Origin of the sequence: Yoonia sp. (assembly GCF_046292185.1) — a bacterium.
Taxonomy (GTDB): Bacteria; Pseudomonadota; Alphaproteobacteria; order Rhodobacterales; family Rhodobacteraceae; genus Yoonia.
The window spans coordinates 1-14,090 of sequence record NZ_JBKBQY010000087.1 but is presented as its reverse complement, the minus strand read 5'-3'; the positions used below and the strand labels follow the sequence as shown (position 1 = coordinate 14,090).

At 59.1% G+C, this 14,090-nt stretch carries 15 protein-coding genes; 14 read left to right on the top strand and 1 reads right to left on the bottom strand.

Going from position 1 to position 14,090, the window contains the following annotated elements; all coding sequences use genetic code 11:
- The 7 genes from ACK4TM_RS14070 to ACK4TM_RS14040 form a co-directional block, all read left to right on the top strand.
- The coding region (locus ACK4TM_RS14070; RefSeq protein ID WP_409702337.1) for a YjbH domain-containing protein at positions 1 to 792 on the top strand (792 nt) is incomplete at its 5' end.
- Positions 789 to 1,472: a YjbF family lipoprotein gene (locus ACK4TM_RS14065; RefSeq protein WP_409702335.1), complete on the top strand. Its 684-nt coding sequence runs from the start codon at positions 789 to 791 to the stop codon at positions 1,470 to 1,472. The genes ACK4TM_RS14070 and ACK4TM_RS14065, both read left to right, overlap by 4 nt.
- An 88-nt stretch (positions 1,473 to 1,560) precedes the next feature.
- Positions 1,561 to 1,800: a hypothetical protein gene (locus ACK4TM_RS14060; protein ID WP_409702333.1), complete on the top strand. Its 240-nt coding sequence runs from the start codon at positions 1,561 to 1,563 to the stop codon at positions 1,798 to 1,800.
- Between the two features lie 333 nt (positions 1,801 to 2,133).
- Positions 2,134 to 3,204, top strand: coding sequence for a glycosyltransferase family 4 protein (locus ACK4TM_RS14055; RefSeq protein WP_409702331.1), 1,071 nt, complete (start codon positions 2,134 to 2,136; stop codon positions 3,202 to 3,204).
- A gap of 197 nt (positions 3,205 to 3,401) precedes the next feature.
- Positions 3,402 to 4,460 (top strand): polysaccharide biosynthesis/export family protein, encoded by a 1,059-nt coding sequence (locus ACK4TM_RS14050; RefSeq protein ID WP_409702339.1) that lies wholly within the window; start codon positions 3,402 to 3,404, stop codon positions 4,458 to 4,460.
- Positions 4,461 to 4,470: 10 nt separating this feature from the next.
- Positions 4,471 to 4,950, top strand: a complete 480-nt coding sequence (locus ACK4TM_RS14045; protein ID WP_409702329.1) for a low molecular weight phosphotyrosine protein phosphatase — start codon at positions 4,471 to 4,473, stop codon at positions 4,948 to 4,950.
- 48 nt (positions 4,951 to 4,998) lie between these two features.
- Positions 4,999 to 7,173 carry a polysaccharide biosynthesis tyrosine autokinase gene (locus ACK4TM_RS14040; RefSeq protein ID WP_409702327.1) on the top strand — a complete coding sequence of 725 codons (2,175 nt, stop codon included), beginning with the start codon at positions 4,999 to 5,001 and terminating at the stop codon, positions 7,171 to 7,173.
- Between the two features lies 1 nt (position 7,174).
- Here the strand turns inward: ACK4TM_RS14040 and ACK4TM_RS14035 are convergent, their stop codons facing one another.
- Positions 7,175 to 7,540, bottom strand: a complete 366-nt coding sequence (locus tag ACK4TM_RS14035; protein ID WP_409702325.1) for a winged helix-turn-helix transcriptional regulator — start codon at positions 7,538 to 7,540, stop codon at positions 7,175 to 7,177.
- Positions 7,541 to 7,617: 77 nt separating this feature from the next.
- Between ACK4TM_RS14035 and ACK4TM_RS14030 the strand changes: the two genes are divergently transcribed.
- The 7 genes from ACK4TM_RS14030 to ACK4TM_RS14000 form a co-directional block, all read left to right on the top strand.
- The gene (locus ACK4TM_RS14030; RefSeq protein ID WP_409702323.1) at positions 7,618 to 9,123 is read left to right on the top strand and encodes an amidohydrolase family protein; all 1,506 of its coding nucleotides are present in this window, start codon (positions 7,618 to 7,620) and stop codon (positions 9,121 to 9,123) included.
- Positions 9,124 to 9,326: 203 nt separating this feature from the next.
- On the top strand, positions 9,327 to 9,500 hold the full coding sequence (locus ACK4TM_RS14025) for a hypothetical protein (RefSeq protein WP_409702321.1): 174 nt from the start codon (positions 9,327 to 9,329) through the stop codon (positions 9,498 to 9,500).
- 333 nt (positions 9,501 to 9,833) lie between these two features.
- Positions 9,834 to 11,030: a phage portal protein gene (locus ACK4TM_RS14020; protein ID WP_409702319.1), complete on the top strand. Its 1,197-nt coding sequence runs from the start codon at positions 9,834 to 9,836 to the stop codon at positions 11,028 to 11,030.
- Entirely contained in the window at positions 11,027 to 11,344 is a 318-nt protein-coding gene (locus ACK4TM_RS14015) for a gene transfer agent family protein (protein ID WP_409702317.1), read from the top strand. The genes ACK4TM_RS14020 and ACK4TM_RS14015 overlap by 4 nt, the downstream gene beginning before the upstream one ends.
- On the top strand, positions 11,341 to 12,909 hold the full coding sequence (locus tag ACK4TM_RS14010; RefSeq protein WP_409702315.1) for a phage major capsid protein: 1,569 nt from the start codon (positions 11,341 to 11,343) through the stop codon (positions 12,907 to 12,909). The genes ACK4TM_RS14015 and ACK4TM_RS14010 overlap by 4 nt, the downstream gene beginning before the upstream one ends.
- Positions 12,910 to 12,912: 3 nt before the next feature.
- Positions 12,913 to 13,539 carry a hypothetical protein gene (locus tag ACK4TM_RS14005; protein WP_409702313.1) on the top strand — a complete coding sequence of 209 codons (627 nt, stop codon included), beginning with the start codon at positions 12,913 to 12,915 and terminating at the stop codon, positions 13,537 to 13,539.
- Positions 13,540 to 13,870: 331 nt separating this feature from the next.
- A partial coding sequence (locus ACK4TM_RS14000; RefSeq protein ID WP_409702311.1) for a hypothetical protein occupies positions 13,871 to 14,090 on the top strand: 220 nt, incomplete at its 3' end.

Here is a 14,090-nt window from a genome sequence, read left to right as displayed (position 1 = left end):
AGCCCTCTGCGTGCAGATCTGGGGGTAGAGGCTGCGGCAAGTTACCATCTGACGCCCAGCCTGTCGGTGTCGGGTGCGCTGCGCGCCAAGGTATTCGGCAATCGTGACGAATCTGACCGCACCTCCGATTCCGTCCTGCCGCGGGTACGGTCTGATCAGCCGCGCTATGACCGCGACGGCGCATTCGGGGTTGAACGGCTGACGCTGGATCACTTTGGCCGGGTCGGCAGCGATGTCTATACCCGTGCATCACTGGGCTATTTCGAAGAGATGTTCGGCGGAGTATCTGGCGAGGTTCTTTGGAAACCTGTGGACAGCCGGTTTGCCCTTGGCGCGGAACTGAACCATGTGATGCAGCGCGACACCGACAGGCTGTTCGGCTTTGGCGATTATGATTACGACGTCACCACGGGCCATATTTCGGGTTATTATGCATTCGAGAACGGGTTCGACCTGCAGGTCGATGTGGGTCGCTATCTCGCCGGTGACTGGGGCACGACGGTCAGCCTTGACCGGCGCTTCGGCAACGGCTGGGTGGTCGGCGCCTTTGCGACCCTGACCGATGTCCCGTTCGAGGATTTCGGCGAAGGATCGTTTGACAAGGGCATCCGCGTGTCGGTGCCGTTGTCATGGGCCTTGGGCCAGCCCAACCAACAAAGCGCGGGCCTGACGTTAAGACCGGTCCAACGCGATGGCGGCGCGCGGCTTGATATCAACAACCGGCTGTATCCGTCGGTGCGCGGGGCGCATGCGCCCGAACTCAGCGATCAATGGGGACGGTTCTGGCGATGATCAAGATTATATCCCTTCGCAGTAAGGTGCTGACGCTTTGCGCCTTGGGGCTGAGCGCTTGCGGCAACAGCGATGCGCAATCACTGGGCCAGATCGCAGGCGCGATTGTCACGCAGATCACAAGCGATGCACCCGATGCCGGCGATGCGCGCGCGCAACTGACACCTGCGGTCGTGGCCGCGGTGGAGGAACCTTTTCTTCTGGTCAGCCTGCCCGTGCGGGACGCCAGCGCGACATTCCGCCTATTCGCCAATATCGACGGCAGAACCGACTGGCGCGGCAGCGACGGAATCTCTGTCGTGACAGCACAGGATATCGTCGTCGCGACACGCGGTCTTGGTGCCGATCTGTTTCTGGCCGAGGCGGATGGATTGCGTGCTGCGCTGGCAATTGGATCGGGCACCATCACCCGGCGCCATAGCCATCTGGATGGTGAAAACCGCGAAATTGTGCAGCAATATCAATGCGACGTTTCCGTGGCGGGCGTGGAAACCGTGGATCTGATCGCGCGGATTGTCGCGACCCGCAGGATCGACGAGGCATGCCTGCCAACGGGGCGCGAGGGTGAGGCATTTACCAACAATTATTGGATCGGTATCGACGATGGTCTGATCTGGCAGTCAAACCAATGGATCAGCGACGATATTGCCTATATCATTATACAACACCTGAAGCGTTAAACTCATTTTCAGGTTGTGATTGCTTGACATTCCCGTCCCGTCTGCGCAAACATGAACTCGAAATCAACTTATCTGGAGCACCGAAACGATGAAAAAACTTATGATGAGCACCTTTTGTGCAGCAATGATCGTGGCCCCAGCAATGGTGTCCGCAGGGTCCCTGGCTCCTGTTGTTGCTGACCAAGTCGTTGTCGTGCCTCAGCAGCAGGGCGTCGCCCCCGCTGTCGGTAGCCTGAGCGGCCCCCTTGTCGCCGGCGTCGCGCTGATCGCGTTGGTTGCATTGGCAAGCAGCAGCAGCAGCACCTCGTCCACCAACGGTACCAACTAAGTCACTCCAAGTTCATTTAGCTTGCGGCGCAGTGCTTCGGCGGTAATTAGGACAAATCTAGTCACAATATCGTGTTGTGCTTGCAGAGTTAAGCTAGGGGCGGCAAGTTTATTGCCGCCCTTAATCTTTTGTAAAGATTGATCCTTTATACTCAACATTGCCGCGGGATGAACTGTAAGCGGCCTTGTGCGTATTTATACGATTCCCCCTGTCACCTAATAAAAGAATACGCTGCAATTTGCAGTTGTTAACCATAGCTCACTGTCTTAATCAGCGGGCGAATAAACCATGTCAGGCCGGGCGTTGGTTTGCTTTTGAGTGATACAGGAACTGATGATATATCTCGCTGCACTCATCGTGACGCTTTCTGCCGGCCTGCTATTGGTCAGGTATCATGAAGTGGTTTTGCCAAATGCGTTGGAACGGCAGGATAATCTTGCGCGGCAGGCATCCCATGTTGGCGAACCCCTGCGCTATGGCGGGATCGCGGTATTCGCCGGGTTGTGCTTTGCCTGCTTTCTTCTCAGGGATAGCATCAGTGACCCATTTTTCCTTTTGCTGCTGATATCTTCTGCCCCTGTGATCGTCACCGGCTTTGCCGAGGATCTGGGTTATGCGATGTCACCCCGCAGGCGCCTTCTGGCCGCGATGGTATCTGCCGCTGTCGCCATCGCTCTTCTTGGCGTCTGGGTGCCGCGCGCAGACCTGCCGGTGTTCGACAGAATGATGTCGCTGTATATCATCGCCTTGCCTTTGACCGTGTTGTTTTCCGCAGGTTTCTGCCACGCGGTTAACCTGATTGACGGAATGAACGGGCTGGCCACGACGAACGGGTTTCTCTCTGCACTCGGCCTTGCGATGATCGCGGCAAATGCGGCAGAGACGGATATCATGATATTCGCTCTGGTATTCGCTGCCTGTCTTATGGGGTTTCTGGCGCTGAACTGGCCTTCTGCCCGGATGTTTCTGGGCGATGCAGGTGCCTATGGCATCGGCCATCTTTTGACCTGGCTTGCCATATTGCTGGTCGCGCGGGTTGACGATGTCGCGGTCCCGGCCCTGCTTTTGGTGCTGTTCTGGCCGCTTGCAGATGTATTGCACACGATCTACCGTCGGTTACTTGATGGCAAGGCAGCGTTTCAGCCCGACAGAATGCACCTGCATCACAAGGTCAGGCGCGCGCTCGATATGGTTTACTTCGGCTACAACGAAAAGGGCAGATCGAACCCGTTGACGACGCTTGTGCTGGGTCCGTTCATCGCGGTACCGATCTTCACGGGCGCGTTTCTGTGGGACCAGCCCGTGGCGGCATGGATCGCGCTGATCATCTATATGATCGGTTTCGCACTCGCGCATAAGTTGACAACGCGCTATGCCTTGCGCAATCGTAAATCTGCTCAATAAGTCCGGGGGCGCAAGGTTGACTGTCGCAAAAGTGTCATAAGTGAGATAAAGAAAAAAACATGCGGTCCGACGCGATGAACCGTATTATCTACGCGTCCAAAAGTCGTATACCGGGACCAAGTTGAAAAGCTGCAAGGAAGATGTTTATGGTAAGATGCACCTTCGGGAGTTGGGGCAAGGAAGGTGTTTTGCGCAAAATGCCTGTGATCGCGGCCTTGCTGATGGCTTTCGCCGTATCCGCCTGTTCTGACGGGTATATCGAATTCCCGACAAGCGCCCAGGCGCAGCAATCGCTGGGCGACAATGTCGAAGTTATCGTGCTGAATGCGGAAAACATCGCCAATTTCGCGCGCCCTGCCCGCGGGTTTACCCCCACGACCATGCCCAATAACCGGGACTGGACCTATGCCGTCGGCCCCGGCGACATCCTGTCGGTCATCGTCTTTGACCATCCCGAACTGACCCTGCCCGCCGGCCCACAAAGAAGCGCCGCCGAGAGCGGCTTTCAGGTCGCCAGCGATGGCACGATCACCTATCCCTATATCGGCACCCTGCGCGCCGCTGGGCGATCTGCGGGGCAGATTCGCAGCGATCTGTCCACGCGTCTGGCCGATTTCATCCCCAACCCTCAGGTCGAAGTCCGCGTCGCGGCGTATAATTCACAGTCGGTCGTCGTGTCCGGCGCCGTGGCAAGCCCCAACCGGCAGCCCTTGACCTCGGTCCGGCTCAGCCTGATCGAAGCGGTGAATGCTGCAGGCGGACTCAGCGACGATGCCGATCCGCGGATCGTGACGATCCAGCGCGGTGGCCGCGTGTTTACGGTCGATATGCAGGGCTTCCTTGAAGCCGGGATCGGTCAGAACAACCCGATCCTGCGCAATGGCGACATCGTCAACGTCCCCCGCCGCCGCGCCGAAGAGGCGTATCTGCTGGGCGAGGTCGCGCGCCCCGATGTCGTGGATCTGTCGCGCGAACCGATCACCCTGACCCAGGCGATCACGCGCAGCGGCGGTCTGCAGCAATCGCGCGCCAATGCGCGCGGCGTGCTTGTGTTCCGCGGTGACGGTGATCTGACGCGGGTTTTCCAACTGGATACGACAACGCCTGCCGGGCTGCTGCTGGGCACACGTTTCGTGCTGGAACCACGGGATGTTGTCTATGTGCTGCGCTCACCATTGCAACGCTGGAACGACACGATCGTCCGGTTACTGCCATCGGTACAGGCCGTCCGCACCGTCGACGACCTGACGAATTAAGGACGATCCGATGGTGTTTGATTCCATTCTCGTCGTCTGCGTCGGCAATATCTGCCGGTCGCCACTGGGTGAACGCCTGCTTGCGGCCAAACTGGCCGAACGTGGCCTTGATATCGCGGTGACATCTGCAGGCATTGCCGCGCTCGCAGGGCATGACGCAGACGCGGATGCCACGGCAGTCGCGACCGCGCGCAACGTCTCGCTCGACGGTCACGTGGCGCGGCAGTTTTCGCATGAAATCGGGTCGTCCCACGCGCTCATTCTGGTGATGGAAGCCGGACACAAGCGCGAGATCGTCAAAACCGCGCCAGATTTGTCGGGCAGGATCATGCTGTTTGACCAATGGACCGGTGCCGTCGGCATCCCTGATCCTTACCGTCGCTCGACTACCTTTCATGAAGAAGTGTTCGCGCAGGTTGAAAAGGCTGCCACCGCCTGGGTGGACAAACTGGAAAAATCGACCATGGGAAAATCAAAGAATGCCAGATAAATCAGTCGCTTCTTTGTTTTCGGCCGGGCCATCGCGGGGCAGAATATCGTGTTGAACAAACCTCTCGACACTGCCGATGACGAAATTGATCTGGGCGAGTTGGTCAGCACCCTTTGGCGCGGCCGCTGGCGGATTGCCGCGCTGACATTGCTTGGGGCGGCGCTTGCCGCCCTGCATGTCGCCAATACGCATCCGACCTATCAGGCCGACGCCCTGCTGCAGCTTGAGGAACGGTCCGGCGCGTTGGCCTTGCCGTCAAGCCTGTCCAGTATGGTCGAAAACGATCCCCGCAGCGTGACAGAGATTGAAATCCTGCGGTCGCGCATGGTGCTGGGCCGGGCGATTTCGGATCAGAACCTTGACTGGCGCGTGACGCCCGACACCTTGCCGGTGATTGGCACGCTTTTTGCGCGCCACCACGTTCCGCTGCTGGATGCGGTTGTGCCGAACCGTTTCGCGCGACCGGGCGACCGCGTCACGCTGGCCAATTTTATCGTGCCGCCAGAAATGCTGAACCAGGGGATAGATCTTATCGTCACCGGCCAGGACAGCTATCGCGTGATCCTGCCGGACGCCACGCAGGTTGAGGGCAATGTCGGCGAACCGATCAATCTGGCTGAGACCGGGTTTGCGATCACCGTCGCAGAACTGGCTGCCCCGGCAGAGCGGCGTTTCACCCTGACACAGATCGATGAACGCCGCGCCATCAACGCTTTGCGCAGCCGGATGAGCGTTTCCGAGGTCGGTCGCGGTTCCGGCATCCTTGAGGTGCGGCTGACCGGTCTTGACCGCACAGACAACGCCCGCGCGCTGAGCGCCATCGTGCAGTCCTATCAGGCGCAAAACGTATCGCGCAGTGCGGCAGAGGCCGAAAGCAGCCTGTCGTTCATCCGCGATCAACTGCCACAAGCCGAAGAAAACATGCGCGAGGCAGAGGCGGCGGTGAATGCGTTCCGCCAGCAGCAGGTCACGGTGGATCTGTCGCTGGAAACCCAGACAATTCTGGGACAGGTCACAAGGGTCGAGACAGAGCTTGCCGATCTGCAACGCCGCGAGGGTGAAATTGCCGAACGTTTCACGCCCGCCCATCCGACCTATCGTCAGTTGCTGGAAGAACGCGAACGGCTTGAAACCAGATTGGCCAACCTGCGCGGTCAGATCGGTGAATTGCCAGAAACCCAGCGCCAGATTCTGAACCTGACGCGCGAAGTCGAAATGGCCCAGCGGATTTACACAGAACTGCTGACGCGCGCGCAGGAAGTCGAGGTTCTGCGCGCCAGTACGATCGGCAATGTCCGCGTCGTGGACGATGCCAGCAGCAGCCCTGCCCCGGTCGCGCCGCGCAGATCGATGATCCTCGGTCTGGGTCTGGTGCTCGGCATGTTTGCAGGCATCGCGCTGGTGCTGGTCACGGGCTGGCTGCGCAAGGGCGTGCAGGACCCGAGTGAGCTGGAAAAGCTGGGCCTGCCCGTCTTTGCCACGATCAACTATAACAAGGGCGCGGATACCGCCAGCCGCCGCAGTGGCCACCTGCCCATTCTGGCGCTGGCAGGTTCAGCCGATCTGACGGTCGAGGCGTTACGATCCTTGCGCACCAGCCTGCATTTCGGGATGCTGGATGCCGCCACGCCGACTGTTACCATGACCTCGTCGCATCCCGGCGCCGGGAAAAGTTTCCTGTCCGCCAACCTTGCTGCGGTCATCGCGCAAGCCGGGCAGCGGGCCTGCGTCATCGACGCCGATCTGCGGCGCGGACAATTGCGCCGCTATTTTGACGTTGCGCGCGACAGCGCCGGACTGGCAGAGGTTCTGTCCGGCGATCTGTCCTGCGCGGATGCGATCCTGCAGGGCCCGCATGAAAACCTGTTCTTTCTGCCAACGGGCCGCTATCCGCCAAATCCGTCCGAGCTTTTGATGCGGGCCGAACTGACGCAACTCATCACCTATTGCGCCGAAAATTTCGATTTTACCATCTTCGACGCGCCCCCTGTCCTTGCCGTCACCGACCCGGTCATTCTGGCGCGCAGCACCGGTGCCAGCATCTTTGTCGCCCGCCACGACAAAACCCACTTGGGCGAGGTCGATGCAGCACAAAAAGCATTCGACGCCGCAGGTCTGCGATTCTCCGGTGCCGTCCTGAATGGTTACGACCCAAAGAAAGCGGCCGGGCGCAAAGGATATGGCTACAACTATCGCTACGAATACAAACAGCGCGAAAACTAGTTTACGCCACTTTCGCCTTGGCAGCATTTGTCTCGATCTCGGCGCAATTTTCTGCGGCCCATTGACACAGGGTGAACAGCGGCGCGACCAGAGTCTGGCCCAGATCGGTTAAGCGGTATTCCACCCAAGGCGGATTTTTGTCGGGATAGACATGCCGCGCCACCAGCCCGTCACGTTCCAATCCGCGCAAGGTCATCGTCAACATACGTTGAGAGATGTTTTCAACCTCGCGCCGGATCTGGTTAAACCTCTTGGGTTGTTCGGACAGGATCAGGACCACGAGCACAGTCCATTTATCCCCCACCCGCGACAGGATCGGCGAGATCCGTTCGCAGTCGCCGGGCACAGACATGTTCCCTAGTTTCATTCACGTGTCTCCTTGCGGGCCTTTGCACATACTTTAGATGCCTAGAGCACTGATAGTAACCACGAGGACAAAACACAATGTGTGACCTTTGCAGGGCCGGTTTCCCGCGCCAGCACGACCACCCGACACGCCGGACATTCCTGCGCAGCACCTTGGCCAGCGCCGCCGCCGCCGCGTTTCTGCCGGCCTTCATGACACGTCCGGCTGCCGCGCAGGAATTGCCCGCAGGCGTGGGCGCGGCTGGCAGGCGCACGCTGATCAAAGGCGGGCATATCCTGAGTCAGGACAGCGCCATCGGCGATTTCACCGGCGACGTGCTGCTGGAAGGCAGCCGGATTGTTGAACTCGCCCCACAGATCGACGCAGGCGATGCGGCGGTGATCGATGCCACCGGGCGGATCGTGATGCCGGGTTTTGTCGACACGCATCACCACCAGTTCGAAACCACGCTGCGGTCCTATCTGCCCAACGGGATCATGTTCGCTGATCCCACCCGCCCGGATGAACCGAATTATCTGGACGATATCCTTGGTAAATTCTCGATGGTTTACCGGCCAGAGGATGTCTATATCGCGCAGCTTTTCGGCGGGTTGAGCCAGCTTGATGCCGGCGTCACAACCGTGCATGACGTGTCGCAGATTCACCATTCGCCCGCCCATTCCGACGCCGTCATCGCCGGAATGCAGGCCGTGGGCCGCCGGGGCGTGTTCGGCTATTTCGAAGGGTACGGGCCGGATCTGGCCTATCCGCAGGATGCGCGCCGGATCAGGGACGCATATTTCGCCTCGGACGATCAGTTGTTGACCATGCTGATGGGCGGCGAAGTTTACCTGCCGGACGTCGATCCGCTGGACCTGTGGCGGCTGGCGCAGGATCTTGACGTGATGATCGGTCTGCACGTCGTCGGATCGCTGGGCATGCAGGAAACCATGGATAAGCTGATCCCCCATTATACCGACAAGCACCTGTTCATCCACATGACCGGCATGTCCGATGCGGCCTGGAACCGCGCGCAGGAGGTCGGCGCGCATGTCTCGCTGTCGGTGCCGATTGAAATGCAGATGCGGCATGGTCTGCCGCCGATCCAGAAAGCCATCGATATGGGCATGGCCCCCTCGCTCTCGGTTGATGTGGAATGCACGATGACCGCAGATTTCTTCACCCAGATGCGCAGTGCCATGACGGTGCAGCGGATGTTCGCCAACCAGATCGCGCTGGACGAAGGACCAGAGGCGGCACCCGCCCTGATGGATGTGCGCGACGCGATCACATTTGCCACGATCAACGGGGCGGCGGGTCTGAAACTGGATCACAAGACCGGGTCACTGACCCCCGGCAAAGAGGCGGATATCATCCTGCTCGATGCCGATGCGCTGAACGTGGCCCCGCTGAACAATGCGGCGGGCGCAGTGGTGACGCTGATGGAAAGGTCCAATGTGGAAACCGTGCTTGTGGCAGGCCAGATCAGGAAATGGAAAGGGGCCTTGGTCGGCCATGACATCGCCGCCCTGCGCAATCAGATCGTGGCGTCACGCGACTATCTGTTTCAGGCAGCAGAGGTCGAAATTCCGCTGTTTGATTGATCAAACGCTGTCCTGCACAGTCTACATAGGCTGTGCAGGCCGCCCGTTATTGCCGCGACGCGCGCGCGGATGCCGTCAATCATGGCTCTGCCGGTTTATTTATCGCATCCTACCCGCCGACGCGGGCAGAGCCGCAATCAGCGCTGGTCATTTTCGCGGCAGGACGCCAGATTATCGCCAGATTATCACGCAAAGGAACCGCCATGCGACTGACCGCCCCTTCGTTCTTTATTTTCGCAGCCTCAGTCATCTGCGGCGTGCTTGCCCTGCTGCCGATGTTCGGGATCGCGGTGGTATCCCTGCCGGTGTCCGGGTTCTGGCTGATGACGATCGCATGGGGGCTGATGACAGCCGGGGTGGTCCTGCGCGGCGCGTGATGCCTTTCACACACCAGACCGCGCCAGACTTTTTCTGACATGCAAATTTTCCCAGCCTCTGATGCAAGAGGGTGGGGAAATTCCTGACACGCTGAAGGGCGGGTGAGTACCAAGGGAAATTCATCGCGGGAAAAGGCGATGTGGCGGACAGACAGTCCGACATTTATCAAACTACACCCATATTTATCGTTATTAAACAACATATTAGATTTTCAGCGTGTTTCATAATGTGTATCACTATGTGCATTAAATTTTCGTTCCCATGACGTTTCTATCTAGGCAGATTCCGGCAGCCGTGCTATGTTGCATTATTGCAACACCTAGGCGGGCTTTATGGAAATCTTCACCAACGTCAAGAAAGCACTTGGCTTTCGCGCAGACACGAAAAGTCTGAATCTCACCGACCCCGGTGTGTTGGAGATTTTTGGCGCAGCCCCGTCAGCATCTGGCATCCATGTTTCTGCTGCTGCCGCCATGCGGGTCCCTGCCGTGGCCTGCGCGGTCGCCCTGATCAGCGAAACCATCGGCAGTCTGCCGTGCAAGATTTTCGACAGCGCGACGAAAGAGACCGCCAAGACCCACCCCGCCTATCGGCTGATCCATGATGAAGCCAATCCATGGACGTCCGCTGCACAGCTACGTGAAGACCTGACGCTGGACGCGCTGACCCGCGACCAAGGCGGCTTTGCACTGGTCACGCGCTACACAGACGGACGGCCCGCAGAGATGTATCGCATCGACCCGGCCAGCGTTACGGTTCTGACCGCCCCAGACGGTGAACCGACTTACCGCGTTCAGACCGCAGACGGCCCGGTGATCTACAGCTTCACCGACATGCTGCATATCAAGCCATTTGGCGGCGTCTGTCCGATCACGCTGGGGAAAGAGGCCATTGGTCTGGCAATCGCATTTGAACACCACATCAGCGCACTGTTCCGGAATGGCGCACGCCCTTCCGGTATCATCACAAGCCCAAAAATCTTGGACGTCGAAACCAAAAAGAAGATCAGCGTATCGTTTCTCAATACTCACGGGGGACGCAACGTAGGCGGCACGGCGATCCTCGATGAGGGGATGGCCTATCAACAGCTTTCTATGACGCTGGCCGATGCTCAATTCGCAGAGAACCGGATAGAGCAAATCCGCGAAATCGCCCGCGTGTTCCGCGTTCCCCCAACAATGCTTTTTGAGCTTTCGCGTGGCACTTGGTCAAACGTCGAAGAAATGTCCCGGCAGTTCTTGGCAATTACGCTCAAGCCTTGGCTGATCGCATGGACATGGGCTTATGCGCGCGTGTTGCTGACCGCCGAAGAGCGCAGCCAGTTCAACGTCGAATTTGTCATCGATGATCTGGTCACGACCGATCTGGCTACCCGCGCCGCCGCATATAGCCAGTATCGCGCCATGGGTGTGATGACAGGTAACGAGGTTCGCGCCGGTCTGAATATGCCGGATCACCCCGAGGGTGCTAGCCTGAGCAATCCGCACATCACAACCGCCACCCCGGCCCTCGAAGAGGCCGCAGCATGATTAACGTCACAAGGTTCTTTGGTGATGCAGACCGCGTGTTCTGTTTGTCCGATCCGATGATCCAAGAGCTTGAGCGCCTGTCCGGTGTCGGCATTGGCACGATCTACCAGCGCGCTATCGCGCAGCAATTCAAGCTGGACGATCTGACCCATACCCTGCGGCTGGCGCTGATCGGCGGCGGCACCAGCCCCCAGGACGCGGCGCAGCTTGTCGATACATGGGCGCAAAACCGGCCATTCGCCGAGACATTCCCCCTCGCCCTCGACGTGCTGGACGCACGCTGGAACGGCATCACACAGGAACAACCAGAATGACGGACCGCCTCGAATTCAAAGCCGCGATCACTGTTGACGACACCGGCGCGATCACCGGCACAGCATGGCCCTATGGCAGCGCCGACAGGGTTGGTGATGTGATCGAAAAAGGCGCGATCACCAGCCCCACGACCCTGCCAATGCTCTGGGCGCACGATCAGGCGCAGGTCATCGGCATTTGGGATGAGATCATAGAAAGCGATGCAGGTCTGACCGTGAAAGGTCGCCTGCTGGTGCAGGACGTGGCGCGCGCCCGCGAGGTTCACGCCATGATCATGCAAAAGGCCGTGACTGGCCTGTCTATCGGTTTTCAGACGAAAGCCGCCACCCCCTTGGGCCGTGGTCGGAAGATCACCGCCCTTGATCTGCACGAAATCTCAATCGTCGCTGTCCCGAGTCATCCGGGCGCACAAATCCACTCGATCAAATCCGCCGCCGCAGAGGCCGCTACAGGAGAAGAAACTATGACACCCGAAGAAATCGCCGCAGCCGCACTGGTCGCCGCACAAACCCCGGCCAATGATGCCCCCGGTCTGGACCTGAAAGCGTTTAACGCGATGCAGGCCCGCCTTGACGCAATCGAAGCCAAGGCCAACCGCCCCCACGGCGTCACAATCGCCAATGCCGTCGCACCAGAGCGCAAGTCTTTCGAGACGTTCCTGCGCCGTGGTGTGGAACGTATGACCGCCGACGAAATAAAGAGCCTGAACGTCGCCACCGACGCAAGCGGCGGCTTTCTGGCCCCCGAAGCATTCGGCAGCGAATTGCTGAAAAACTTGGTCCAGTTTTCGCCGATCCGCCAGTATGCGCGCGTGATCAATATCGGTGCGTCCGAGATCGTCTATCCGCGCCGCGTTACCGGCACATCTGCTGTTTGGACCGAAGAGGATGCAGAGCGCACACCGTCCGGCCCGACCTATGAGCAAATCCGCATCGCGCCGCATGAGCTTGCCACCTTTGTCGATATGTCCAACGCGCTGGCAGAGGACAATCAGTATAATTTGGAAGCCGAGTTGCTGACCGACTTCGCGGAACAGTTCGGCAAGGCCGAAGGTCTGGCGTTTGTAAAAGGCACCGGCATCGGCCAGCCCAAAGGTCTGATGACTGGCACCGGCATTGCATCGATCAACAGCGGTGCAGCCGCTGCCTTTGGTGCGACCAACCCGGCGGATACCCTTATCGCGATGTATCACGCCCTGCCGTCCGTGTTCGCACAGAATGGCGTCTGGATGATGAACCGCCAGACCCTTGCCACGATCCGCACATGGAAAGACGGTCAGGGCCGCTACCTGCTGATCGATCCGATCACCGCTGGCGCACCCTCGACAATTCTGGGCCGTCCGGTGGTCGAAGCCATTGATATGGACAATGTCGGCGCAGGCACGTTCCCGATCCTGTTCGGCGATTTTTCAGGCTACCGGATCGTGGACCGCGTGTCGCTGGCCGTCATGCGCGACCCGTTCACCGTGGCATCCAAAGGCCAGTTGCGCATTCACGCCCGCAAGCGCGTCGGTGCAGACCTGACGCACCCTGAGCGGTTCGTGAAGCTGCGGATCGCCGCATAAGCCATGACAACGCAGCCCGCATATGACGTGATCACGCTTTCGCACGGTGGCAACACTGTGCGGCTGCACCCGTCTTTGCGGGCTGCAACCTACCTCGAACGCCTGCACGATGGATTTGAAAACCTATTCAGCAAAGTGGATCAGTTCGACACCGCGACGATCAAAGCAATCATCCTGATCGCCGCCACTGATCGCGCGGCTGCTGAAGCCCTAATGACCGCCGCAGAAGTAAAACCGCTACGCGTTTTTGTCGAAATCACTCACGGCAAAGCTGTTGCCTTATGTACTTCATTAGTAACCAATTCTGCTGATCACAAAGAGGTGCCAGAAGGCCCTCAAAAGCCAATACCTTGGGCATCGTTTTATCAACAGCTTTTCCAGATCGCCACCGGCTGGCTGGGATGGACACCAGATGCCGCTTGGAACGCCACACCGTCAGAGATCACGTCAGCATTTGCCGGTCATTTGCAAAAGCTGAAAGCGATCCATGGCGCGCATGATGATCAGAACAATGACACCACCACAATGACCGCAGAACAGCGCGCCGCCAATGAAGAGGCTGGCCTTGATCCCGACTTTGACCGCGAGGGGCTGCGCGCCTTGAAGGCCCGCCATGGTGGCCGCACATGAGCCGTCCACCTCGCCTATGCTCTTGCGGCAAGATTGTGCCACACGGCACCCGCTGCGCCTGTCAGATCGCCAGCACCAGAGCAAGAAACAAGCGCCACGATGCCACCCGGCCAAGCGCACGACAGCGCGGCTATACCCATGAGTGGGAAAAAGCCCGTCTGATCTTTCTGGCGGCACACCCGATCTGCACTTGCTGTGGCGCACTCGCCAAGGTGGTGGATCACATCAAACCACATCGCGGAAATCACCGGCTGTTTTGGGACCAGACCAATTGGCAGTCCCTCTGCACCCCCTGTCATTCCCGCCACAAGCAACGTCAGGAGCGCTAGCTATGATCAGCGATGAACGCGCACTCTGGCAAGCCGTCTTAGCCATGGCGGTAGAAGACGCTCTGACCGGCGTCAGCGCAAGCAGCGGAACACGTGAAGAAAAAATCCACCAGACGCACCACGTCCGCCTTTGGTTCACCCGGCCAAACAATGACTTCAACAGCGTGGTCACGATGGCAGGCTTGGACCCACAAGCCGTGCGCGATCAGATGAGGCACAAGA

Excerpts from the sequence above, each read along its gene's own strand:
- ACK4TM_RS14020 (WP_409702319.1), top strand. The coding sequence starts at position 9,834 with ATGGAAATCTTCACCAACGTCAAGAAAGCACTTGGCTTTCGCGCAGAC.
- ACK4TM_RS14050 (WP_409702339.1), top strand. The coding sequence starts at position 3,402 with ATGCCTGTGATCGCGGCCTTGCTGATGGCTTTCGCCGTATCCGCCTGT.
- ACK4TM_RS14065 (WP_409702335.1), top strand. The coding sequence starts at position 789 with ATGATCAAGATTATATCCCTTCGCAGTAAGGTGCTGACGCTTTGCGCC.
- ACK4TM_RS14025 (WP_409702321.1), top strand. The coding sequence starts at position 9,327 with ATGCGACTGACCGCCCCTTCGTTCTTTATTTTCGCAGCCTCAGTCATC.
- ACK4TM_RS14030 (WP_409702323.1), top strand. The coding sequence starts at position 7,618 with ATGTGTGACCTTTGCAGGGCCGGTTTCCCGCGCCAGCACGACCACCCG.
- ACK4TM_RS14045 (WP_409702329.1), top strand. The coding sequence starts at position 4,471 with ATGGTGTTTGATTCCATTCTCGTCGTCTGCGTCGGCAATATCTGCCGG.
- ACK4TM_RS14010 (WP_409702315.1), top strand. The coding sequence starts at position 11,341 with ATGACGGACCGCCTCGAATTCAAAGCCGCGATCACTGTTGACGACACC.
- ACK4TM_RS14005 (WP_409702313.1), top strand. The coding sequence starts at position 12,913 with ATGACAACGCAGCCCGCATATGACGTGATCACGCTTTCGCACGGTGGC.
- ACK4TM_RS14015 (WP_409702317.1), top strand. The coding sequence starts at position 11,027 with ATGATTAACGTCACAAGGTTCTTTGGTGATGCAGACCGCGTGTTCTGT.
- ACK4TM_RS14035 (WP_409702325.1), bottom strand. The coding sequence starts at position 7,540 with ATGAAACTAGGGAACATGTCTGTGCCCGGCGACTGCGAACGGATCTCG.
- ACK4TM_RS14060 (WP_409702333.1), top strand. The coding sequence starts at position 1,561 with ATGAAAAAACTTATGATGAGCACCTTTTGTGCAGCAATGATCGTGGCC.
- ACK4TM_RS14055 (WP_409702331.1), top strand. The coding sequence starts at position 2,134 with ATGATATATCTCGCTGCACTCATCGTGACGCTTTCTGCCGGCCTGCTA.